The organism is Croceibacterium aestuarii (assembly GCF_030657335.1).
GTDB classification, from domain to species: domain Bacteria; phylum Pseudomonadota; class Alphaproteobacteria; order Sphingomonadales; family Sphingomonadaceae; genus Croceibacterium_B; species Croceibacterium_B aestuarii.
Map to the genome: position 1 here is coordinate 1,388,226 of NZ_CP131039.1, position 20,214 is coordinate 1,408,439.

Consider the following 20,214-nt stretch of genomic DNA (forward strand, 5'->3'; position numbering starts at 1 on the left):
GCTTTCGGGCCCCCTTTCTTTTTTGTACGCGGCGAATCTATCACCAAGACAGGGACAAGGGGCCGCGATGAAGTGGATGTTCCTGTCACTGAAGCGGTATTTCGCGTCGCTCGAGGACGTTTTCGCCTAGAGCGCCCGCAGCGACTGCGCCGGGCGGGCCCGCAGCAGGGGCAGCGAGGCGGCCAGCGCGAAGATCAAAAGCAGCGCCACGCCGGCGCCGAGCACGCCGAGGATCTCGCCCCAGTCGGGCAACCAGTCGAACTCGAACAGCTCGACGACGACCAGCCAAGCCAGGCCCGTTCCCAGCGCCAGCGAGACCGCCGCGAGGATCGCCGCCAGTATGCCGAATTCGCCGAGCTGCAGCAGCAGGAGCTGCGCCCGGCTCGCCCCGAGCACACGCAGGATGACCGCGTCGTAGAGCCGCGCGGCGCGGGCCGCGGCGATGGCGCCGAGCAGCACCGCGATGCCTGCCAGCACCGCCACCGAAGCGGCGGCGAGTATGGCCAGGGCGACCCGGTCGAGGATCGCCCGCGCTTCGCGGAGCAAAGGCCCGACCTCGATCGCCGAGCTGGCGGGGAAGGCGGCTGCAAGCTTCGCCAGAAGACCGGGGGCGCTGGTCCCTCGGGGCAAATCGATCGTCGCCGCGAGATTGTGCGGGACGTCTTCGAGCGCGTTGGGTGAGAAAACCAGAACATAGTTGAAGCCGAGACTCTCCCAGTCGATCCGCCGCAGGTTGGCGATGCGCGCGCTGCGCTCGACGCCGAGCACGCCGACGGTGATCATGTCGCCGACCTCGAGCCCGGCCGCCTGCGCGAGGTTGGCGTCGACCGAGACGAGCGGCTCGCCCGAATAGTCCTTCGGCCACCATGTGCCGGCGGTCAGTGTGTTTCCCTCGGGCAGGGTCCCGGCGTAAGTCAGCCCGCGCTCGCCGCGCAGCGCCCAGGCGCCCTCGGGCAGCTCCTTGAGCTCCGATACGCGCTGCTCACGGCCCTTGGGCCCGTAGGCGAGGATCGCGCCGCGCATGGTCGGGACTGTCTCGATTGTCGCACCGGGCGCCAGCGACGCGACGAGCTGGCGAAAGCTGGCTGCGCCGTCGCGGGGGACGTCGAGGACGAAGTAGTCGGGGGCGCGCTCGGGGACCGAGCGGCGAATATTGGCGTCGAGGCCGGTCTGAACGGCTGCGAGCAGGACAAACGCGGTCAGGCCGAAGCCGAGCGCGGTGACCAGCGAGGCAGTGGCGGCGCCGGGGCGGTAGAGGTTGGCGAGCGCCGAGCGGAATATCGGGTCGGACGGACGTGGGATGCGCGCCGCGAGAGTGCGGATGGCCCGCCCGAGCAGCGCCAGCAGGCCGAGCAGGACCACCGCGCCGGCGAGGAAAGCTGCAGTCAACAGGGGCTGCGGTGCGCCGGCGAAGGCCAGCACGAGTATCCCCGCCAGACCGAGACCCACCGGCAATGCGGCAGAGCGGCCGCCTCGGCCGAGCGGCGCGACCCTCGCGCGCATCAGCGCCATCGCCGGAAACTTGCGCGCCCGCGCCAACGGGGGTGCGGCGAAGACCAGCGCCACCAGCAATCCGAAAGCCGCCGCGCGGACCAGCGCCCAGGGGGCGAGTTCGAGGTCCGCGCCCACCGGCAGGAGGTCGCCCAGGGCGTTCGCCAGAAGCGGGGTCACCAAAACCCCTGCGGCAAGGCCGGCGAGCGCGCCGATGAGAGCCGCGGCACCGACCTGGAGCGCGTAGATGCGGGCGATGTCGCCGCTCGTCGCGCCGAGAATCTTGAGCGTGGCGATGCTGCGCCGCCGCGCCTCGAGATAGGACGACACGCCGCCGCCAATGCCGATGCCGGCGATCGCCAGCGCGGCCAGGCCCACCAGGGTGAGGAATTCGCCCATGCGGCTGACGAAGCGCTCGGCCCCCGGCGAGGCGGTATCGCGGGTGCGGATGTCGAACCCGGCATCGGGGAAGCGCTTCGCGAGTGTTCCCTTGAGGCCTTCCGGATCGACATCGCGGCTAAGCCTGACGCGTGTCTTGGTCTGGTATAGCGCGCCGGGCGCGGTCAGACCGGCGCGTTCGGGCAGGTCCTTGGCCACGATCACCGTCTGGCCCAGCTGGAAGCCCTCGCTCAGCCGGTCGGGCTCGTCGCCGATGATTCCCGCGACGCGCAGCTCTTCGGTTCCGACCTTGATCGCGTCGTTCACCTTCACGCCGAGCCGCTCTGCCGCGCCCGGTGCCAGCCATGCCTCGTTGCCGCTCGGCGAACCCGCCTCGCGGCCATCGGCCAGCGTGAACCTGCCGTAAAGCGGCCAGATCGCGTCGACCGACTTGAGTTCGATCGGTGCCGTCGCCTCGCCGTGGCGCGCGATAGCCTGCATTCTGTAGCCTTCGCTCAGCCAGCCATAGCTGGCGAGGAAGCGGCGTTCGTCGTCGTTGAGCAGCCGCTGCCACACCTCGACTTCCAGATCTCCGCCGAGGATCGTCTGCCCCTGGCTGTCGAGCTGGCCGCGAATGGCCGAAGTCAGCGATCCGATCGCCGCGAGCGCGCCGACACCGAGAAACAGGCACACCAGCAGGAGCTTGAGGCCGCGAAAACGGCGGTGCAGGTCGCGCCGGGCAATGCGCCAAGCGGCGGACCAGGGCAGGGCGGTCACCGTGCCGTGTCCGAGGCGATCCGCCCGTCTGCAAGCATCACCACGCGTTCGCAGCGCTCGGCCAGCGCCGGGTCGTGGGTGATGACCACCAAGGTTGCCCCGGTCTCGGCGCGGCGGGCGAACAGCAAGTCGGCCACGGTGTCGCCGGTGGCGGCGTCGAGATTGCCGGTCGGCTCGTCGGCGAAGACCAACGGCGGGCGCGGGGCGATCGCGCGGGCAATGGCGACGCGCTGCTGCTCGCCGCCCGAAAGCTGCGCCGGGTAATGGTCGAGGCGGTGACCCAGCCCGACCGCCGCCAGTTCTTCCGCCGCGCGCTCCCACGCCCCCTCGACCCCGGCCAGTTCGAGCGGGGTGGCGACGTTTTCCTGCGCGGTCATCGTCGGCAGGAGGTGGAAGGCCTGCAGCACGATGCCGATGCGGCCGCGCCGGGCGCGGGCGAGGGCATCCTCGTCGAGCGCCGAGAAGTCGGCTCCGGCGACGGTGAGCGAGCCGGATGTCGCGCGTTCGAGACCGGTCAGCACCGCCATCAGCGAGCTCTTTCCCGAGCCCGAGGGCCCGAGCAGGGCGAGCGTTTCGCCGGCGGCGACGTCGAGGTCGATCCCGCGCAGGATCTCGACCGTCGCGGGTCCTTCGCCGAGCGTCAGGCACAGCTCGCGAGCACAAATTGCAAGGGGGCTTGTCACGCCCGAGCGATGGCATAGGGACGAGACCGTAACAAGGAGCCGCCGGTAATGAATTGTCGCTCTTGGTCGATCCTCGCTGCTCTCGCCCTGGCGGCGTGCGGCAGCGAGGCGCCGCCCGCTCCCGCCGAGACTGCGGGGCCCGAGCCTCGCGCGCTGGCCGAGCCGGCGGTTCCGGTGGTGGGCGAGGAAAGGCAGATACTCGCGTTCGGCGACAGCCTCTTCGCCGGCTATGGGCTGGAAAAGGACGAGGGGTATCCCGAGCGGCTTGAAGCCGCGCTGCGCGCGCGCGGCATCAACGCCAGCGTCGCCGATGCCGGGCTCTCGGGCGATACCACCGCGGGCGGCCTGCAGCGGATCGACTTCGTGCTCAACGCCATGCAGCGCCCACCCGATCTGGCGCTGGTCGAACTGGGCGGCAACGACCTCCTGCGCGGACTCTCGCCGCAAGAGGCGAAGGACAACCTTTCCGCGATCCTCGACCAGCTGGGGCAGCGCAAAATCCCGGTGGTGCTCTACGGCATGCGCGCGCCGCCCAATGCCGGCCCGCAGTACCAGCGCGACTTCGACGCCATGTACCCGGCGTTGGCCAAGGAGTACGGGGCGACGCTGGTGCCGTTCTTCCTCGAGCCGGTCTACGACAAGCCCGAACTGCGCCAGGCCGACCGGATCCACCCGACCGCGGAAGGGATCGAGGACATGGTCGCCGCGACGGTCGATACCGTCGCCGGAGCATTGCCGAAGAGCTAGATCCGCTCGACGGTGCCGCCGCGCACCCGCCAGGTCGCCGCTTCGCCCACAATGGCCTCGAAGGGCGCACGCTCGGTTCCGGTCAGCCAGACTTGCGCTGCCCCTTCGCGCAGCCGGTCGAACAGCGCCTCGCGCCGGACCGGGTCGAGGTGCGCGGCCACTTCATCGAGCAGCAGCACGCCGGGGCGTCCCTTGGCCGCGAGGCTGGCGTGGGCCAGCGTGAGGGCGATCAGCATGGCTTTCTGTTCGCCGGTCGAGCAGCTCGATGCGGGAGCTTCCTTTCCGGCCATGAGGACATCGAGATCGTCGCGGTGCGGGCCGGTGAGGGTGCGCTGGGCGGCGCGGTCGCGGGGGCGCTGGCGGGCGAGTTCTTCGGCCAATGCCTCGCGCGCCAGCGGGCCGCCGGCGGCGTAGGTGAGGAGCGGGCGGGCGAAGGGCTGGTCGGGCAGGTCGTCGAGTTCCCGCGTCAGCCGTTCGACCAGAAGAGCGCGTCCGGCGGCGAGCGCCGCGCCGTGTTCGGCGAGCTGCGTCTCGACCGAGCCGAGCCAGGCCGGGTCGGGCTCATCCTCGCCCGACAGCAGGCGGTTGCGCTCGCGCAGTGCCGCCTCATAGCGGCTGGCATGGCGGGCATGCGACGGGTCGAGCGCGACCGCGAGTCGGTCCATGTAGCGCCGCCTTGCGCCCGCGCTGTCGGCGAACAGGCCGTCCATCGCCGGGGTCAGCCAGCCGACCGCCAGCCATTCGCCGAGCGTAATCGCACTTGCGTCGGCGCCGTTGACCTGGACCAGCCGCCTTCCGGGCCGGTCGGGCCGGGTGCCGGTGCCGAGCATGACCGGCTCTTCACCGTCACCGGTTGCAAGAGCGGCGCTCAGCGCGAAGCTGCCGTTACCGGTCGAGGCAGCGATATCCTGCAAGGCGGCCCGGCGGAGCCCGCGGCCCGGCGCCAGCAGCGACAGCGCTTCGAGCACGTTGGTCTTGCCGGCGCCGTTTTCGCCGATCAGCAGGTTGAGACGTGCGGTGCCCTCGAGACGGGTCTCGGCATGGTTGCGAAAGCTGGCAAGGGTGATCCGGTCGAGCGCCATCGGGGTATTTCGGGTTAGGCGAGGGCGGCCGCCGGCGCCACGGCAAAATGGCCGTCCCAACAGTTGGCGCAAAATACCACTCGTGCGGATTTATTGATAATCAACGAATCTCTAATGTGGCCCAAGCCCGCGGTTTTCTGCGGTTTTCCGAAATTGGCACGGCTCGTGCAAAGAGTTGTTCATCGGGCGGAAAGGTCGCCCGCACAGTTCAAACAGGAGACTACCAATGACTGCTTTCTCGAACATCGCCAGCAAGGCCGCCACTCTTTTCGCGGCCATGGGCATGACCACCTTCCTGCTCACCGCCTACTTCTACATGCCTTCGACGCAGATCGTTTCGGGGATGGTGGCATGAGCCGGATCGTCAAGAACACCAACACTGCCCCGTCGACCGGGTTCCGGCTCGACAAGGACAACGGCAAGCTGATGGGCGTCTGCGCGGGGCTCGCCAATTCCTTCGGACTGGACCCCTTGGCCTGGCGACTGATCTTCGTGATCGGTGCTATTGCCGGCGTCGGGCTGGTCATTCCGATCTACTTCGCGATCGGGTTGCTGGCGGACTGATCCGCCGGCACCCCTCGCGGGGCTCTCAGGCCTTCGCGAAAGGGGAAAAGTCGGTGCCGGAGTCGAACGCCTCGACCCCCTCGCGCCGCTTGAGGAAACCGACCACGAGGTACGTCACCGGGGTCAGCACCGCCTCCCACGCGGTCTTGATGACCCACTGCGAGACGACCACTTGCCAGAGCTGCTCGATCGGCCAACCGGCCAGGCCATAGAAGGCCAGCGGATAGAAGATCAGGCTGTCGAGACCCTGCCCCACCACCGTCGAGCCGATCGTCCGGGTCCACAGATGCCTGCCCCCGGTCCAGATCTTCATCTTCGCCAGCACGAACGAATTGGCGAACTCGCCGGCCCAGAACGCAGTCATCGAGGCGAGCACGATGCGCCACGAATTGCCGAACACGAATTCGTAGGCCTCCTGCCCCGGCCAGTCCTTCGCGGCCGGCAGCGCCACCACCACCGCGGCCATGAAGGCCATGAAGATCAGCGCGGCGAACCCGGTCCAGATCACACGGCGCGCATGCGCATATCCGTAGACCTCGGTCAGCACGTCGCCGATGATGTAGCTGACCGGAAAGAACAGTACGCCGGCACCGAACGACCACTGCCCGCCGCCCGGCAGCGGGATGTAGCTCGGCTTCGAGGCGCCGATGATGTTGGAAAGCAGCAGGATCGCGACGAACGCGGCCATGATGTATTCGTAATAGCGAAAGTTCGCCCGCGCGAGCGCCTGTCCGTCGAGCCGCTGCCTGTCCCCCGTCATGGTCGCTTACGTAACCCGATTCCTTTCCTGCGCAAAGCACGCTATGGCGCCCGCCACGCGCCCGTAGCTCAGCTGGATAGAGCACGAGCCTTCTAAGCTTGGGGCCGCAGGTTCGAGTCCTGCCGGGCGCGCCAGCACCTCTTCTCGGCGGTCTCGCTCATCGCTGCTTGAGCGCCGGCTTGGCTGGAGCATTGCTTAACGCCGGAAGGGGGCCGGGGGCGGAAGCGTTAAGGAGCATCTGTCGGGATTCTTGACATGTGGAGCAGGCGTTAGGGTTTCGCCAACCATCGTCTTCCGCGGAAATCGGCGGTTTGGCAAAACTGGCACGGGCCGTGCAACGTCAGGGATACCCAACCAAGTCTTCGAACGAGGCGGGGCCTCCATTACGGTCCCCCTAGTCTCCAGGTCCCGCCTCCCCGAAGATTGGCATTGGTCTTTTCCACTCTCAGACAGGATCTTTGTTTTCGCCCGCGTATTCGCGCGGGCGTCCTCGGTGCCGTTCCCTCCGCTGCGCTGCGCGGCACCTGCGGGCGGCGGTTCGGCCTTGCGGCTCCCGGGGGCGGGAGCCGGACCTTCGCCAAGTGGGAAGAACTGATCTTGGTCCCGGCAGCCAAAGCGCGAACGCGCGTCGGCCGGTCAGGCCGGATGGCCGGCGCGCGGCGCTTCAGGGCGTAAGCTAGGAAGCTTTCGCGACCTGCTTTTCCTGTAGCAGCGCCTGCAGTTCGCCGGCCTCGTACATCTCCATCATGATGTCACTGCCGCCGACGAATTCGCCCTTCACATAGAGCTGCGGGATGGTCGGCCATTCGGAGAAAGACTTGATGCCCTGGCGGATTTCCATGTCCTGGAGCACGTCGACGCTGTCGTAGGCGACGCCGCAATGGTCGAGGATGGCGATCGCGCGGCTCGAGAAACCGCATTGCGGAAACAGCGGCGTGCCCTTCATGAAGAGGACGACGTCATTGCCTTTGACGATCTGGGAAATGCGCTCGTTGGTATCGGACATGGTAACTTGACCCCGGGGAATTGCCTTACGCCAACTCAGTTGGGGACGGCGGTGGTCAGTTGCAAGGCGTGCAGTTCCCCGCCCATGCGGCCGCCCAGCGCGCTGTAGACCATCTTGTGTTGCATGACCCGGCTCTTGCCGACGAACGCTCCGCTGACGACATGCGCGGCATAATGGTCGCCGTCGCCCGCAAGATCGCGGATCTCGACCCGGGCGTCAGGCAGCGCGGCCTTTATAAGGGCTTCGATTTCGGCTGCCGGCATCGCCATGGCGGGTCTAGCTTTCGCTCATCAGCTGGCGGCGCGCCTCGACGGCCTTCTTGTCGATCATCGCGCGCACGTCGGCTTCGTCGATGTCGCAGCCGGCGCTGGTGAGGTCGCCGAATACCTTGCGGATGACGTCTTCGTCGCCGGCTTCCTCGAAGTCGGCCTGGACCACTTCCTTGGCATAGGCGTCGGTCTCTTCCGGCGTCAGGCCCATCTTTTCCGCCGCCCACTGGCCGAGCAGCCGGTTGCGCCGCGCCGCCACGCGGAACGCGGTGTCCTCATCCATCGCGAACTTGCGTTCTTCGCCCTTCTCGCGATCGCTGAAATCGGTCATTTTTCGAAACCTTCCCCGAGAGCTGAATCGAATTTGCGTTAGCCGCAGCGCCGGTCAGGCCGCAAGGCCCGTTCCGCGCGCCACCCAAGGCAAATCGCGGCTTTGGCGCCGTTCGTACGCCTCGATGGCATCGGCGCTTTGCAGGGTGATGTCCACATCGTCCTTGCCCTCGACCAGGCAATGCTTGCGGAACGGGTCCATCTCGAACCGCCAGCGGTCCTGGAACGGGGTGGTCACGGTCTGGGTCTCGAGGTCGATCGTGATCGGATCGGTGGCTGCCACCTCCATCAGTCGATCGATCGCCTCCTGCGGCAGGACGACTGTGACGATGCCGTTCTTGTAGGCGTTGCCGGCAAAGATGTCGGAGAAGCTCGGCGCGATGACCGCCGTCACACCCATGTCCAGCAGGGCCCAGGCGGCATGCTCGCGGCTCGAACCGCAGCCAAAGTTGTCGCCCGCGACGAGGATCGGCGCGCCGGCATACTCCGGATCGTCGAATACGTTGCCCGGATCGCTGCGCACGGCCTCGAACGCTCCCTTGGCGAGGCCTTCGCGCGTGACAGTCTTGAGATAGGCGGCCGGAATGATGAGATCGGTATCGACGTTGCTGCGCCCGAACGGATAGGCCCGGCCCTCCACCTGCTTGATGGCTTTCATCAATCGGTCTCCGGCGGCTCGCCCGAGGGGATGGGACCCGGCTGGGTCGGTTCGTTGTGCTTCTTGCGGCGCGAGACGTAGAGCAGCGCCGCGGCGACGGCGGCGGAGCCGATCGCCCCGGCGATCGCGGCCTTGCCGCCTGTGGGGATGCGTTTGGTCATGGCTGGGTAGTGGGATGCCGCGGCCCGCTAGGCAAGGGGTCAGACGAGGAATTCGCCTATTGCCCGCCACAGCCGGAGTTTCCCGGCATAGGGCATGGCGGCGTAGGCCGGACTGGACGAGGGCAGCGGCAACAAAGCGAGAGGAGAGTCGGCGAGGAGAGCGCGGCCGATCCTGGCTGACGTGGCTCCGTTGAAGGCCACGGCCCTGAGCTCGGGCAGCGTGGCGACGAGATCGGCCAGCGGATTGTGTTCGGCCTCGCGGATTGCGGCGTCGAGGCTGCCCTTGCGCGTTGCGGAGGCGACCGTATCCCACAGTCCGATACCGGCATGGAGCAGCGACTGCAGCCGCGCGGCGTAGGCGAGCGCTTCCAGGTCCTGTCCGATGACATCGCCGACCAGTCGCCAGAACCGGTTCTGTGGGTGGGCGTAGTAGCGCCCCTCGGCCAACGAGCGTTCGCCGGGAAGACTTCCGAGGACCAGAACGCGCGTTTCTGGAGCCACAACGGGGGCAAAGGAGGACTTACGGGTCATCGCCGCAGCGGCGCCCTCATGGGCCGATGTCGCTCACGTGGGACTGCAATCGCCTGCGGCTATGCGGCTCATAGCCCAGTTTCTCGGCTATGCGGTCGTCCCAGCCGTAGGGATCGGTCCGGAAGCGGACCTTGCCCGAGCCGTCGGTGAAGGCCGTTTCATAGAGCAGGCGGACCGGGATGTTGTCCGGCAGCCGGACGAAGGTTTCATCGCCGCTGGCGCGGGCCTCCTGGTATTGCTGGGCCACGCCGGCATCTTCGGCGATCATCCGGGCGAACTGAAGTGCATTGTCGACGCGGACGCAGCCGTGGCTGAGCTGACGCTGGTTCCGCTCGAACAGCGATTTGGCGGGCGTGTCGTGCAGGTAGATGGCGTAATCGTCCTGCATGTCGAACTTGACCTGTCCGAGCGCGTTGTCCGGACCGGGCAGCTGGACAATCCAGCCGTTGCGGCGCTCCATGTTGTGGCGCCGAAGGTAGCTGGCGCTGTTGGGGATTTCTTCCTTCTCGATCGACTTGGGCACTGTCCATGTGGGATTGGCGACGAGCCGGAACATCGGCGCCTGGAGGTGCGGCGTTTCCCAACCCGGCTGGCCGACGATGACCTTACGTTCGTCGCGCAGCGTGCCGTCGCGGAAATAGTCCAGCGTCGCAGCCGCGGTGTTGACGTCGATGCGCGTGGCTGGCGGGTTGCGCTCGAGCCAGCGAAGCCGTTCGAGGTTCACCGCGAGGATTCGCGCCCGCTGCGCAGGGCCTGTATTGAGCACTTCGAGCGTATCGGGGCCTACGACACCGTCGGTGACGATACCGAAATCCTGCTGCATCCGTTCGACTGCGTCGGCGATCTGCTGGGTGTAGAGGTCTGCCTGGCTGCCGCTGTCCGGGGCAAGATATCCGTTGTCCTGCAGGACCTGAACGATACGCGGGACCCGGGGGTCGCTTTCTCCGGCATGGATAAGGTCGCCGCTCTCGATCCCCTGGCCACCCGCCTTGGCCGCCTGGCGGCTGTAGTCGAGAAAAGCCTGCGATAGCGCGCGATACTGCGGGTCGTGCGGGGCGAGGCTGTCGAGCCATTTTGCGGTATTTCCCGCTGCGATAGCTTGTTCGAGCCCGCCGACCACATCGACCTGGGGGCGCGGGATTGTGTAGATGTCGAAGACGGTCGTCGGATCGAGCTTTCCGTGGGCCAGTGCGCCGGCGAAGTCGAGCGCGGCGCGGGTGAGGGCAGCTTCGCGCTTTGCCGGCGTGTCGGCTTCGTCGACCGGCCCGAGGTAGTCATGGGGCGCGAGACCGTGGCGGCCGGCCCCTTGCAGCGCATCGAGCAGCGCGGATGCGCTCTGCGCGGTCCAGGCGGTGCGCCAGTCGCGGTCTTCGTAGAACTTGCGGACCCTTTCATCCGATACGGCGGCCTTGAGATCGCTCGCAGCGACCGCCTCGGGCTCAACCAGCGATCCCGCCGCGGCCGATTTGCCGTCCTTACCCTGCGCCGCCGAATCTGCACTTCCGCTGCCGCAGCTGGCCAGTCCCACCAACGCCGCCACTATCGAACCCAACCAAACCTGCTTCACGCTTTCTCCTCGAGAACTTGCCCGTCGGCCGATCAACGTTCCACGCGCCGGTGCGATCCAATTTTCGTCCTCGCGAGGAGAAAGGGACTGTGCAGCCGGGATCGCGGGACCGGACAAGGCGCACGCGCGTTGGTTCCTCGGTTGAGAGAGGCGGTGTAGGCCCGGGGATGCAGGTGCAGTGACAAGGTCTGGGAGCAGGGAAGTCTCCAACGCCGAGTACGCTCGGGGTCTGGCCCGGGCTGCTGCGGGGGCGCTTATTTTCAGCTTCCCGCTGATCATGACCATGGAAATGTGGTGGCTGGGCTTTTACCTCGACCGTGTGCGGCTGCTCCTGTTGCTGGTCCTCACGTTTGCCCTGCTCGTTCCCCTATCCCGGTTGGTGGGTTTCGAGAGGACCAACTCGGTCGCGCACGACGTCATCGACGCGCTGGCGGCCTTCGCGATCGGCGGGATCACCTCGGCGGTGCTGCTGGCCGTTTTCGGAATCGTCGACGCCTCGATGCCGACATCCGAAATAGTGGGCAAAATTGCATTGCAGACTGTGCCCGCGAGCATCGGCGCGCTTCTCGCCCGCGGCCAGTTGGCTGGCGAGTCCGATGGGGAAGGAGAAAGGAACAAGGGCGATTATGCCACCGACCTGTTCATCATGCTGGTGGGTGCGATATTCCTGGCTTTCAACGTCGCCCCGACGGGTGAAATGATCCTGATCGCTTTCAAGATGAGCTATTGGAATACGCTGGTCCTGATCTTCCTGTCGATCGCCCTCCTGCACGCCTTCGTTTATGCGCTCGGCTTCGCGGGGCAAAAGGACGCCCCCGAAAACACCAGCTTTATTGCCTCCGTCGTCCGATACAGCGTGGTCGGTTACGGCATCGCCGTCCTGGTCAGCCTCTATGTGCTCTGGACGTTCGGCCGCATCGAGGGAGCGGCGCTGGAGCAGATAGCGACAATGACCGCCGTGCTCGGGTTCCCTGCCGCTCTGGGCGCGGCCAGCGCCCGACTGATCATCTAGGAGATTCGCGCTTCATGACCGAACAGACCGGTTCCTATACTTCACGACCCCTGCTGGAATGGGTCGCGGTTGCCATCGGCTCGCTCGTGACCGCGGCCCTGGTTGGCTACATCGGCTGGAAGGCCGCAACCTCGGACCAGGAAACGCCCCCCATGGTGGCGGTCGAACAGGGCCAGACGACACCATACGAGGGCGGCTGGGTCGTCGAGGTTCGGGCGCGGAACCTGTCGCCTTCGACGGCGGCCAACGTCGAAATCGAAGGAACGCTGCATAGCGGCTCGTCGGAGACGACCGCCACGACCACAATCGATTACGTGCCTGGGGATTCAGTCCGCAAGGCCGGGCTGTTCCTGCCAAGCGATCCTGCGCGAGGCGTCCTGGAACTTCGCGCCAAAGGCTACGCCGCTCCGTGATCCTGTGTATCGGCTAACGGGAGCGGGCCGCGAGCTTCTCGCCCGCGCCCCGCTCCCATCGTCCGATGGAAAGAAAACCCCCGCGAACCTTGCGGTCCGCGGGGGTCGTTTCAATGTCAGTCGTCGTCCTTGAGGAACGCCGGCAGGTGGTCGGGGTCACCCCCTTCCGCCTTGGGCCCGCGGTCGTCGCGGTCGCGGCGCGGACCGCGATCGCGGCCACCGCCGCCGCCTTCACGGCGCGGGCCACGGTCGCGACCGCCACCGCCTTCACGGCGCGGGCCGCGATCGCCACGGTCACCGCGCGGTTCGCGGGGAGGACGCGTGTCCTCGAGTTCCGCTCCGGTTTCCTGGTCGACGACGCGCATCGACAGGCGAACCTTGCCGCGGTTGTCGATCTCGAGGACCTTGACGTAGACCTCCTGGCCTTCCGACACGACGTCGGTCGGCTTTTCGACCCGCTCGTTCTTCATTTCGGAGACGTGGACGAGACCGTCCTTGCCGCCCATGAAGTTCACGAAGGCGCCGAAGTCGACGATGTTGACGACCTTGCCCTTGTAGACCTTGCCGACTTCGGCTTCCTCGACGATGCCTTCGATCCACTTGCGAGCGGCTTCGATCTGGCTGACGTCCGAAGACGAGATCTTGATCAGGCCTTCGTCGTCGATGTCGACCTTGGCGCCGGTCTCGGCGACGATCTCGCGGATCACCTTGCCGCCGGTGCCGATGACGTCGCGAATCTTCGCCTTGTCGATCTGCATCGTCTCGATACGCGGCGCATGGGCCGAAAGCTCGCTCCGCGCGGAGCCCAGGGCCTTGGTCATCTCGGCCAGGATATGGGCGCGGCCGCCCTTTGCCTGCTCGAGCGCCTTGCCCATGATCTCCTTGGTGATGCCGGCGATCTTGATGTCCATCTGCAGGGACGTGATGCCCGCTTCGGTGCCCGCCACCTTGAAGTCCATGTCGCCGAGGTGATCCTCGTCGCCGAGGATGTCGGACAGGACCGCAAAGTCGTCGCCTTCGAGGATCAGGCCCATGGCGATGCCCGAGACCGGGCGTTCGATCGGAACGCCGGCGTCCATCATCGACAGGCAGCCGCCACAGACCGTCGCCATCGAACTCGAGCCGTTGGACTCGGTGATGTCCGACAGGATGCGGATGGTATAGGGAAAGTCGTCCTTGCTCGGCAGCACCGGATGCAGCGCGCGCCAGGCGAGCTTGCCGTGGCCGATTTCGCGGCGGCCCGGGGCGCCGAAGCGGCCCACTTCGCCGACCGAGTAGGGCGGGAAGTTATAGTGCAGCATGAAGTTCGAGTAGGAGAGGCCCTCCAGCCCGTCGATCATCTGCTCGCTGTCCTTGGTGCCCAGCGTGGTGGTGCAGATGGCCTGCGTTTCGCCGCGGGTGAACAGCGCCGACCCGTGGGTGCGCGGCAGGAAGCCGACCATCGCCTCGATCGGGCGGACCTGGTCGAGCTTGCGGCCGTCGATACGGCTGCCGTCCTTGAGGATCGCGCCGCGAACGATGTCGGCTTCGATCTTCTTGACGAGCTTGTTGGCGGTCATGCCGGTCTGGCCGTCGGCCTCGGCGTAATGCGCCTTCACCTTCGCACGCGCCTCGTTGAGGGCGTCCGAGCGGGCCGACTTGTCGGTCAGCTTGTAAGCCTTGGCGATGTCGTCGCCGACGAGCTTCTTGATCTCGGCCTTCATCTCCGAGTTGTCGGTGATGTTGAGTTCCCAAGGATTCTTGGCAGCCTTCTCGGCAAGGTCGATGATCGCGCCGACAACTTTCTTGCATTCGTCATGCGCAAACATGACCGCGCCGAGCATCTCGTCCTCGGTCAGTTCCTTGGCCTCGGACTCGACCATCATCACGGCGTCGTGGGTAGCGGCGACGACGAGGTCGAGGCGGCCTTCTTCCAGCGCGGTGGTCTGCTTCGGGTTGAGTACATACTCACCGTCGATGAAGCCGACGCGGCAGCCGCCGATCGGGCCCATGAAGGGCACGCCGGAAATCGTCAGCGCGGCCGACGCGGCGATCATCGCCACCATGTCCGCTTCGGTCTCACCGTCGTACGACAGGACCTGGCAGATCACGTTGATCTCGTTGTAGAACCCTTCCGGGAACAGCGGGCGGATGGGGCGGTCGATCAGGCGGCTGGTCAGCGTTTCCTTCTCGGTCGCCCCGCGTTCGCGCTTGAAGAATCCGCCCGGGATGCGCCCGGCGGCAGAGAATTTTTCCTGGTAGTGGACGGTGAGCGGGAAGAAGTCCTGCCCTTCCTTCACCGACTTGGCGGCCGTGACGGCGCACAGCACAACGGTTTCGCCATAAGTGGCAAGGACCGCGCCGTCAGCCTGACGGGCAATGCGGCCGGTTTCCAGAGTGAGGGTCTTGCCGCCCCACTCCAGCGATACGCTTTTCGTGTCGAACATTGGTTTTCCTTCGTGAACCCGCCGGGCCGTATTGCGCAGGCGGGGCCTCAGTGCCGGGTAATCCGTCCCGGTCCGGTGCGGGGCCTTTCGGTGCCCCAAGGCCCCTCCACCGAATTGTGAAGGAAGACCATACGAAAAGGCGGCCCGCTCTGGAGCCGCCCTCGCAAACTCTTATTTGCGCAGACCGAGCTTCTGGATCAGGCTGTTGTAACGCTCTACGTCCTTCTTCTTGAGGTACGCGAGCAGGCTGCGGCGCTTGTTGACCATCATCAGCAGGCCGCGGCGCGAATGGTTGTCCTTGTGGTGATCCTTGAAGTGCTCGGTCAGGTTGCGGATGCGCTCGGTGAGGATCGCGACCTGGACTTCGGGAGATCCGGTGTCGCCCTTGGCCTGGGCGTTGTCCTTGATGACCTCTTGCTTCTTTTCGGCGGTAATCGTCATTCATTTCACTCCGCGGTATCGGGCAGGTTGAAGCCCCTGACGACTTTCGCCGTCCCGTCCGAAATCTCGATCAGCGCCACGGGGACGTTGCGGTCCTTGGCGAGATGGAGCCCATCGGGTTGGGGCAGTCCGGAAACGACACGGCCGTGGCGGACCGCCTGCGCGCTTTCCGGATCGAGGGTGAGGGCCGGGATACCGTCCAGCCCCGCCTCCAGCGGCAGGAGTATTGCGTCGAGCGCCGCGCCCTTGCCGATCTCGTTCAGTTTGTCCAGCGAAATCGCCTGAGACTCGGTGAACGGACCGGCCTTGGTACGGCGCAGGTAGGTGACGTGTCCCACGGTTCCAAGGGCGTGCGCGATGTCCCGTGCCAGGCTGCGGACGTATGTGCCCTTGCTGACGTTCGCCGTCAGCGTGACAGCATCGGCGAGTTCGAGCGGCGGCTCGGGATCGAACGGGTCGGGCCGTCCGGCGGTGTTCGCGAAGGCGGAATCGAGCGACTCGCGCGCCCCATCCCCGCCAGACAGCGTCAGCGAGTGCACTGTTACCTTGCGGGTTTCGAGCCGCACGTCCTCCCCGGCGCGGGCGAGGTCGTAGGCACGCCGGCCCTCGACCTTCAGCGCGGAATACTTCGGCGGCACCTGCTCGATGTTCCCCGTGAAGTGCGCGAGGATTGCCTCGACCGCAGCGAGAGGCGGGCGCCGCTCGCTGGTGGCGACGACCGCACCCTCGGCGTCGAGCGTGTCGGTCTCGCTGCCGAACTCGATCGTGAAGACATAGGTCTTGTCGGAATCGAGCATCCGACCTGCAAGCTTGGTCGCCTCGCCGAGCGCGATCGGCAGCACGCCTTCGGCCAGCGGGTCGAGCGTACCGCCGTGGCCGATCTTGGTCTTGGGGTACCCGGCTTCGCGCAGGTTGCGCTTGACCGCGGCAACCGCCTGTGTCGAGCCGAGGCCGCGCGGCTTGTCGAGGATGATCCAGCCGTTGGCGACGCCAATCACGCAGCGAACGCCAGCTCGCGGCCGTGACGGCGGACCGCCTCGGGCCAGTCGTAGGTGAAGTGATCGTATCCCACCGGGTTGCCGGCGTAGATTTCGCGCACCGCGTCTTCGAATTTCGGCAAGTCGCCCGCCATCACGCTCAGGAAGCGGTATGCGGCATCGCGGCATTCTTCCGTGGTCCGCCCCTGTTTCATCGCTTCTTCTACCAGCTTGCGCAGCGTTGCCGAAGCGCCTCCGCGACGTCCTCTGAGCCAGTTCCAATGCCGCGGCAGGAGGGTGACCTCCTTCGAAACGACCCCGAGCGAGGGGCGCCCGCGCGGGCGGGCTTTTTGCGCGGATGCGCGCAAGTCGAAATCGACCTGCCGCCCCGACTGGTCGTCGAACGCGAGCAGGTCCGACGCCCGCTCGGGAGGGCCGATTTCGCGCATCGCCGCGACCACGTCGGCCTCGCTCCCGCGCGACAAGACCTCGCCCTTGTAGAATGCAGTGTAGGCCATGCGGCGAATCCCTTCGCCGCTGCCAATATTACCCGGATTAAATTAAGTCAATAAAACCCGGGTTAAAAAGCCCGACTGCCCTCAGCCGCGCCGAGCTTCGTGCGCGGGCGGACCTTCGACGCGGACGAGCGACTGCAACGGATAGCGCTGGCCCTCGACCACGACGCTCGAGAAATGGTCCAGGCGGTCCATCGGCCCCACGTCGAAGCCGATCGCCCAGGCATAGGGCGGCTCGAACGCGGGACCCATCAGCTCTGCCTTGTACCACTGGCGATGCCGGTCCTGCAGGTAGAGCGTGCTGCCGCCCTCGCTGCGCCAGTCGCGAATGCCGCCGTGGTTCACGAACGGGATGCTTGCCTGCTGTTCGCGCGCCTGGGGAGGGGTGTCGGCCGTCGCCGGCGAAGCCGCCAGGCCGAGCGCCGCAAGCGGTGCCAGCCAGGCCATGCGTTGGATGTTCAAAATGTGTTTCATAATGCAACCTTTATCCCACGGCGGGGTTGAACAAAGGCTGAACTTTCGGCGCGCTCCGCCGTCAGCCGCGCAGGGCGGCGATCGACTGGGCGAGGCTCAGATACTTGCCCAGCACCCATTCGGCGATCGGCCAGATGGTGTTCTGCAGCACGCCGAGCTGCGGCGCGAACCAGCTCAAGGCGATCAGCCCGAAGAACAGCAAGAACCCGTAGGGGCGCAGCTTGCCGTAAGCCTGCGCCAGCTTCGGCGGCAGCAGGCCCTCGACGATGTGCGAGCCGTCGAATGGCGGAATGGGCAGCAGGTTGAAGATCGCCAGGAAGACGTTGATCAACACGAAGAACAGGAGCGAGGAACCGACGAGGTTCGGCGCCTGGTCGGCGCTCATGATCATCGGCAGGCCGCTCGGCGACATGTCCAGGTAAGACCCGCCGGGGATGACGATACCGATCAGAATCGCGGCCAGCGCGGCAAGGATCAGGTTCGTGCCCGGGCCGGCGGCGGCGACGGCCATCATGCCGTAGCGGGGATTGTCGAGCCGGTACTTGTTGACCGGCACCGGCTTGGCCCAACCGAACACGGGCGCGCCCGAAAGCGCGAGCATTCCGGGCAGGATCAGCGTACCGAAGGGGTCGACGTGACGCAGCGGGTTGAGGCTCAGCCGGCGCTGTTCACGCGCGGTCGGGTCGCCGAGCGCCAGCGCGGTCCACCCGTGCGCCACCTCGTGAAAGACGATCGCGAAGACCAGCGCCGGGATCAGCGCCAGGGCCGTGAAAAGCGTTTCGTTCATTGCGGGTAGATAGGAAGCGCGCTGTCAGCCCGCCAGCGCCTCGCGGAAATGTTTGCGGCACAGCGCGACGTAACGGTCGTTGCCGCCGATTTCGGTCTGCGCCCCCTGCCGGACGGCCTGGCCCCGCGCATCGACCCGCAAGTTCATCGTCGCTTTGCGGCCGCACTCGCAAACCGCCTTGAGTTCGACGAGCTGGTCGGCGATGCCGAGCAGCACCGCCGACCCGGGGAACAGGTCGCCCCGGAAATCGGTCCTGAGCCCATAGCACAGCACCGGGATACTGGCCTCGTCGGCGAGCCGGGCGCATTGCCAGGCCTGGTCGGCGGTGAGGAACTGGGCCTCATCGATCAGCACACAGGCAAGCGGCGTCTGTTCGTGCTGGGCCAGCGATTCACGGTAGATATTCGTCCCCGGGGTAAAGCGCCGCGCGTCGGCTTCCAGGCCGATGCGGCTGGCGATCGGCAGGCCCTCGCTGCGGTTGTCGAGCGCCGCGGTCCACAGCATCGGCTCCATGCCGCGTTCGCGATAGTTGAAGGCCGCCTGCAGCAGGGTGGTCGATTTCCCCGCGTTCATGCTCGCGTAGTAGAAATAGAGTTTCGCCATGAGCGGACTTTGCGCGGCGAACGTTTCCCGGCAAGCTCAGGTCGTGCGGAATCGGTGGAACACTTCACCCGATCGGGTGGAGGCTAATCGGAGGAGATCGGGCTCTTCGAATCGATCTGCGGCGGCGCCGGGCTGCGGTGGATTGCGTCTATCCGGCAAGAGAAATGCATCGTTCCGCCGCCCGGGCTGACCAACACCTTGGTGAAGTGGTCGATGCGATTGAAACCGTCCGAATACCCGAATGCGAGCGTGAAATCGCGCCGAGTGTTCTTGAGGCAGCCATCATTCAGGTCGAGACGGTACCAGCGCGCGGCGCGGTCTTGCACGTAAAGAACGTCGCCCTTGCCCCGGAAATACTGTACAACTTCACCGCCAGGGATCGAAGGCACTTCTTCGCCGAAAACGGCTGCTTGCGTCGTGTCATCCGGCGCAGCCGCCAGCGGCGTTGCGGTCGCGGCGACAGTCAAGACGACCGCAGTTTTTGCCCATCTATTCATGATCTGAATTTGGCTTATCGATATTTACTGGCGCTGAATGCCCGCGCTCAGCCCTCTCCGAGATCGCGCGCGACCTTGGGGTCGCCGAGCAGCTTCTCGATGCGTTCGGCCTCGTCGAAGCTTTCGTCGGGCTTGAACTGCAGCTTGGGCGCGAACTTGAGGCCGAGGCGCTTTGCCACCTCGCGCTGGAAGAAGGCGGTGTTTGAGCGCAGCGCCTTGAGCACCGCATCCTCGTCTTCGCCGAGCAGCGGCTTCACATAGGCGGCCGCGTTGCGCAGGTCGGGCGTCATGCGCACTTCGGTGACCGAGACCGCGTGCGCGGTCAGCGTCTCGTCGTGCGCCTCGCCGCGGGCGAGCAACTCGGACAGGATGTGCCGAACGCGCTCGCCGACCTTGAGGACGCGGACCGATTGCTGTTCAGGAGTGGAGCTGGTGCGGGCCATGGGCGCACAGGTGGGGCGCTCAGCCCATCTTGTCCAGTATCCGGCGCAGCGAGTTGATGTTGCGCGCGGTGGCGCGGCCGCCAACCTTGGCTTTGTTCATTGCCTGGCCGAGCTTCGAATCCCCAACTCCGGCGCAGAAATCGACGAAGATCTCGCGCGTCCCGGCGGCGAGGCGTTCGGGCCCTTCGTAGTTCTCGGCAAACGCCTCGAACGCCTTCACATCGAGCGGTTCGGCTAGGAACAGCGTGTGCACCTGCTTGGGCTCGCCGTCGTGGGCGAACGGGTTGTCGGCGACGGCTGCCGCCAGTTCGTCGCGGCTGCGCACGGCTGCGAACGTTCCGAAACCGAAGCGGTCCTTCACGACGTGTGCGATCTTTTCGCCGAGTCCGTCGGACGGACGCTCCTCGTGCGAAAACAGCACGTTCCCGCTGGCGACGACCGTCTCGACATCGGCGAAGTCCTCGCGTTCGAGAGCATCGCGCAAATCCGCCATCTTGAGCCGGTTTCCGCCGACGTTGATTGAGCCGAGCAGGGCGACGTAGCGGGTCATTTGGGGCCGGCAGCGGCCGCCCGGACAACGAGCACGATAGCCATCCGGCCGAGGTCCCTCTCGGCGAACTCA

At 66.4% G+C, this 20,214-nt stretch carries 26 protein-coding genes and 1 tRNA gene; 6 read left to right on the forward strand and 21 right to left on the reverse strand.

Features of this window, described 5'->3' with window-relative positions; genetic code table 11:
• Window positions 1-126: 126 nt before the first annotated feature.
• Complete coding sequence (locus Q7I88_RS06655; RefSeq protein ID WP_305098260.1) at window positions 127-2,646, reverse strand: ABC transporter permease; 2,520 nt, start codon at window positions 2,644-2,646, stop codon at window positions 127-129.
• The gene (locus tag Q7I88_RS06660; protein ID WP_305098261.1) at window positions 2,643-3,329 is read right to left on the reverse strand and encodes an ABC transporter ATP-binding protein; all 687 of its coding nucleotides are present in this window, start codon (window positions 3,327-3,329) and stop codon (window positions 2,643-2,645) included. The genes Q7I88_RS06655 and Q7I88_RS06660 overlap by 4 nt, the downstream gene beginning before the upstream one ends.
• A gap of 48 nt (window positions 3,330-3,377) precedes the next feature.
• Here Q7I88_RS06660 and Q7I88_RS06665 point away from each other — a divergent pair, with 48 nt between their 5' ends.
• Window positions 3,378-4,076: an arylesterase gene (locus Q7I88_RS06665; RefSeq protein WP_305098262.1), complete on the forward strand. Its 699-nt coding sequence runs from the start codon at window positions 3,378-3,380 to the stop codon at window positions 4,074-4,076.
• On the opposite strand, the gene recF is transcribed toward Q7I88_RS06665, so the two are convergent.
• Window positions 4,073-5,158, reverse strand: a complete 1,086-nt coding sequence (recF, locus tag Q7I88_RS06670; RefSeq protein WP_305098263.1) for a DNA replication/repair protein RecF — start codon at window positions 5,156-5,158, stop codon at window positions 4,073-4,075. The genes Q7I88_RS06665 and recF overlap by 4 nt on opposite strands.
• Before the next feature lie 226 nt (window positions 5,159-5,384).
• On the opposite strand from recF, the gene Q7I88_RS06675 reads away from it, so the two are divergent.
• Window positions 5,385-5,513, forward strand: coding sequence for a hypothetical protein (locus Q7I88_RS06675; RefSeq protein WP_305098264.1), 129 nt, complete (start codon window positions 5,385-5,387; stop codon window positions 5,511-5,513).
• Window positions 5,510-5,722 carry a PspC domain-containing protein gene (locus tag Q7I88_RS06680; protein ID WP_305098265.1) on the forward strand — a complete coding sequence of 71 codons (213 nt, stop codon included), beginning with the start codon at window positions 5,510-5,512 and terminating at the stop codon, window positions 5,720-5,722. Before Q7I88_RS06675 ends, Q7I88_RS06680 begins: the two co-directional genes overlap by 4 nt.
• A gap of 25 nt (window positions 5,723-5,747) precedes the next feature.
• On the opposite strand, the gene Q7I88_RS06685 is transcribed toward Q7I88_RS06680, so the two are convergent.
• Window positions 5,748-6,482 (reverse strand): queuosine precursor transporter, encoded by a 735-nt coding sequence (locus tag Q7I88_RS06685; RefSeq protein ID WP_305098266.1) that lies wholly within the window; start codon window positions 6,480-6,482, stop codon window positions 5,748-5,750.
• Window positions 6,483-6,539: 57 nt separating this feature from the next.
• Between Q7I88_RS06685 and Q7I88_RS06690 the strand changes: the two genes are divergently transcribed.
• A tRNA-Arg gene (locus tag Q7I88_RS06690) sits at window positions 6,540-6,616 on the forward strand.
• 542 nt (window positions 6,617-7,158) lie between these two features.
• Here the strand turns inward: Q7I88_RS06690 and grxD are convergent.
• Genes grxD through Q7I88_RS06725 form a run of 7 tightly spaced genes read right to left on the reverse strand, consistent with a single transcriptional unit; the run spans window position 7,159 to window position 11,004 of the window.
• On the reverse strand, window positions 7,159-7,488 hold the full coding sequence (gene grxD, locus Q7I88_RS06695; protein ID WP_305098267.1) for a Grx4 family monothiol glutaredoxin: 330 nt from the start codon (window positions 7,486-7,488) through the stop codon (window positions 7,159-7,161).
• A gap of 35 nt (window positions 7,489-7,523) precedes the next feature.
• A complete protein-coding gene (locus tag Q7I88_RS06700; protein WP_305098268.1) occupies window positions 7,524-7,757 on the reverse strand; it encodes a BolA/IbaG family iron-sulfur metabolism protein in 234 nt (77 codons plus the stop codon).
• Window positions 7,758-7,764: 7 nt separating this feature from the next.
• Complete coding sequence (locus Q7I88_RS06705) at window positions 7,765-8,088, reverse strand: DUF1476 domain-containing protein (RefSeq protein WP_305098269.1); 324 nt, start codon at window positions 8,086-8,088, stop codon at window positions 7,765-7,767.
• A 54-nt stretch (window positions 8,089-8,142) separates the two neighbouring features.
• On the reverse strand, window positions 8,143-8,745 hold the full coding sequence (gene leuD / locus Q7I88_RS06710) for a 3-isopropylmalate dehydratase small subunit (RefSeq protein ID WP_305098270.1): 603 nt from the start codon (window positions 8,743-8,745) through the stop codon (window positions 8,143-8,145).
• Entirely contained in the window at window positions 8,745-8,906 is a 162-nt protein-coding gene (locus tag Q7I88_RS06715; RefSeq protein ID WP_305098271.1) for an LPXTG cell wall anchor domain-containing protein, read from the reverse strand. Before Q7I88_RS06715 ends, leuD begins: the two co-directional genes overlap by 1 nt.
• 39 nt (window positions 8,907-8,945) lie before the next feature.
• Window positions 8,946-9,437 (reverse strand): DNA-deoxyinosine glycosylase, encoded by a 492-nt coding sequence (locus tag Q7I88_RS06720; protein ID WP_305098272.1) that lies wholly within the window; start codon window positions 9,435-9,437, stop codon window positions 8,946-8,948.
• Between the two features lie 16 nt (window positions 9,438-9,453).
• Entirely contained in the window at window positions 9,454-11,004 is a 1,551-nt protein-coding gene (locus tag Q7I88_RS06725) for a L,D-transpeptidase family protein (protein WP_305098273.1), read from the reverse strand.
• Between the two features lie 178 nt (window positions 11,005-11,182).
• Between Q7I88_RS06725 and Q7I88_RS06730 the strand changes: the two genes are divergently transcribed.
• Together Q7I88_RS06730 and Q7I88_RS06735 are read left to right on the forward strand one after the other, a co-directional pair.
• Window positions 11,183-12,016, forward strand: a complete 834-nt coding sequence (locus Q7I88_RS06730; RefSeq protein ID WP_439648368.1) for a TIGR02587 family membrane protein — start codon at window positions 11,183-11,185, stop codon at window positions 12,014-12,016.
• Window positions 12,017-12,030: 14 nt separating this feature from the next.
• Window positions 12,031-12,429 carry a hypothetical protein gene (locus tag Q7I88_RS06735; RefSeq protein WP_305098275.1) on the forward strand — a complete coding sequence of 133 codons (399 nt, stop codon included), beginning with the start codon at window positions 12,031-12,033 and terminating at the stop codon, window positions 12,427-12,429.
• 116 nt (window positions 12,430-12,545) lie between these two features.
• On the opposite strand, the gene pnp is transcribed toward Q7I88_RS06735, so the two are convergent.
• The 10 genes from pnp to Q7I88_RS06785 form a co-directional block, all read right to left on the reverse strand.
• Entirely contained in the window at window positions 12,546-14,855 is a 2,310-nt protein-coding gene (gene pnp, locus Q7I88_RS06740) for a polyribonucleotide nucleotidyltransferase (RefSeq protein ID WP_305098276.1), read from the reverse strand.
• A gap of 171 nt (window positions 14,856-15,026) precedes the next feature.
• Window positions 15,027-15,296, reverse strand: a complete 270-nt coding sequence (gene rpsO, locus Q7I88_RS06745; RefSeq protein WP_305098277.1) for a 30S ribosomal protein S15 — start codon at window positions 15,294-15,296, stop codon at window positions 15,027-15,029.
• Window positions 15,297-15,301: 5 nt separating this feature from the next.
• On the reverse strand, window positions 15,302-16,294 hold the full coding sequence (gene truB, locus Q7I88_RS06750; RefSeq protein ID WP_305098278.1) for a tRNA pseudouridine(55) synthase TruB: 993 nt from the start codon (window positions 16,292-16,294) through the stop codon (window positions 15,302-15,304).
• Window positions 16,291-16,791, reverse strand: a complete 501-nt coding sequence (locus Q7I88_RS06755; protein ID WP_305098279.1) for a DUF2239 family protein — start codon at window positions 16,789-16,791, stop codon at window positions 16,291-16,293. Before Q7I88_RS06755 ends, truB begins: the two co-directional genes overlap by 4 nt.
• 81 nt (window positions 16,792-16,872) lie before the next feature.
• The gene (locus tag Q7I88_RS06760) at window positions 16,873-17,262 is read right to left on the reverse strand and encodes a DUF6491 family protein (protein WP_305098280.1); all 390 of its coding nucleotides are present in this window, start codon (window positions 17,260-17,262) and stop codon (window positions 16,873-16,875) included.
• A 61-nt stretch (window positions 17,263-17,323) separates the two neighbouring features.
• Window positions 17,324-18,049 (reverse strand): site-2 protease family protein, encoded by a 726-nt coding sequence (locus Q7I88_RS06765; protein WP_305098281.1) that lies wholly within the window; start codon window positions 18,047-18,049, stop codon window positions 17,324-17,326.
• Between the two features lie 24 nt (window positions 18,050-18,073).
• Window positions 18,074-18,652 (reverse strand): thymidine kinase, encoded by a 579-nt coding sequence (locus tag Q7I88_RS06770; RefSeq protein ID WP_305098283.1) that lies wholly within the window; start codon window positions 18,650-18,652, stop codon window positions 18,074-18,076.
• A gap of 83 nt (window positions 18,653-18,735) precedes the next feature.
• Complete coding sequence (locus Q7I88_RS06775) at window positions 18,736-19,149, reverse strand: hypothetical protein (protein WP_305098284.1); 414 nt, start codon at window positions 19,147-19,149, stop codon at window positions 18,736-18,738.
• Between the two features lie 47 nt (window positions 19,150-19,196).
• A complete protein-coding gene (gene rbfA, locus Q7I88_RS06780; RefSeq protein WP_305098285.1) occupies window positions 19,197-19,592 on the reverse strand; it encodes a 30S ribosome-binding factor RbfA in 396 nt (131 codons plus the stop codon).
• A gap of 19 nt (window positions 19,593-19,611) precedes the next feature.
• Entirely contained in the window at window positions 19,612-20,142 is a 531-nt protein-coding gene (locus Q7I88_RS06785) for a DUF1697 domain-containing protein (protein WP_305098286.1), read from the reverse strand.
• Between the last annotated feature and the right edge of the window lie 72 nt (window positions 20,143-20,214).

Coding starts and splice junctions, on each gene's coding strand:
- Q7I88_RS06785 (WP_305098286.1), bottom strand. CDS start 20,142: ATGACCCGCTACGTCGCCCTGCTCGGCTCAATCAACGTCGGCGGAAAC.
- grxD (WP_305098267.1), bottom strand. CDS start 7,488: ATGTCCGATACCAACGAGCGCATTTCCCAGATCGTCAAAGGCAATGAC.
- leuD (WP_305098270.1), bottom strand. CDS start 8,745: ATGAAAGCCATCAAGCAGGTGGAGGGCCGGGCCTATCCGTTCGGGCGC.
- rpsO (WP_305098277.1), bottom strand. CDS start 15,296: ATGACGATTACCGCCGAAAAGAAGCAAGAGGTCATCAAGGACAACGCC.
- pnp (WP_305098276.1), bottom strand. CDS start 14,855: ATGTTCGACACGAAAAGCGTATCGCTGGAGTGGGGCGGCAAGACCCTC.
- Q7I88_RS06720 (WP_305098272.1), bottom strand. CDS start 9,437: ATGACCCGTAAGTCCTCCTTTGCCCCCGTTGTGGCTCCAGAAACGCGC.
- Q7I88_RS06755 (WP_305098279.1), bottom strand. CDS start 16,791: ATGGCCTACACTGCATTCTACAAGGGCGAGGTCTTGTCGCGCGGGAGC.
- Q7I88_RS06665 (WP_305098262.1), top strand. CDS start 3,378: ATGAATTGTCGCTCTTGGTCGATCCTCGCTGCTCTCGCCCTGGCGGCG.
- rbfA (WP_305098285.1), bottom strand. CDS start 19,592: ATGGCCCGCACCAGCTCCACTCCTGAACAGCAATCGGTCCGCGTCCTC.
- Q7I88_RS06715 (WP_305098271.1), bottom strand. CDS start 8,906: ATGACCAAACGCATCCCCACAGGCGGCAAGGCCGCGATCGCCGGGGCG.
- Q7I88_RS06765 (WP_305098281.1), bottom strand. CDS start 18,049: ATGAACGAAACGCTTTTCACGGCCCTGGCGCTGATCCCGGCGCTGGTC.
- Q7I88_RS06770 (WP_305098283.1), bottom strand. CDS start 18,652: ATGGCGAAACTCTATTTCTACTACGCGAGCATGAACGCGGGGAAATCG.
- Q7I88_RS06775 (WP_305098284.1), bottom strand. CDS start 19,149: ATGAATAGATGGGCAAAAACTGCGGTCGTCTTGACTGTCGCCGCGACC.
- Q7I88_RS06675 (WP_305098264.1), top strand. CDS start 5,385: ATGACTGCTTTCTCGAACATCGCCAGCAAGGCCGCCACTCTTTTCGCG.
- Q7I88_RS06705 (WP_305098269.1), bottom strand. CDS start 8,088: ATGACCGATTTCAGCGATCGCGAGAAGGGCGAAGAACGCAAGTTCGCG.
- Q7I88_RS06700 (WP_305098268.1), bottom strand. CDS start 7,757: ATGGCGATGCCGGCAGCCGAAATCGAAGCCCTTATAAAGGCCGCGCTG.
- Q7I88_RS06680 (WP_305098265.1), top strand. CDS start 5,510: ATGAGCCGGATCGTCAAGAACACCAACACTGCCCCGTCGACCGGGTTC.
- Q7I88_RS06735 (WP_305098275.1), top strand. CDS start 12,031: ATGACCGAACAGACCGGTTCCTATACTTCACGACCCCTGCTGGAATGG.
- recF (WP_305098263.1), bottom strand. CDS start 5,158: ATGGCGCTCGACCGGATCACCCTTGCCAGCTTTCGCAACCATGCCGAG.
- Q7I88_RS06685 (WP_305098266.1), bottom strand. CDS start 6,482: ATGACGGGGGACAGGCAGCGGCTCGACGGACAGGCGCTCGCGCGGGCG.
- Q7I88_RS06760 (WP_305098280.1), bottom strand. CDS start 17,262: ATGAAACACATTTTGAACATCCAACGCATGGCCTGGCTGGCACCGCTT.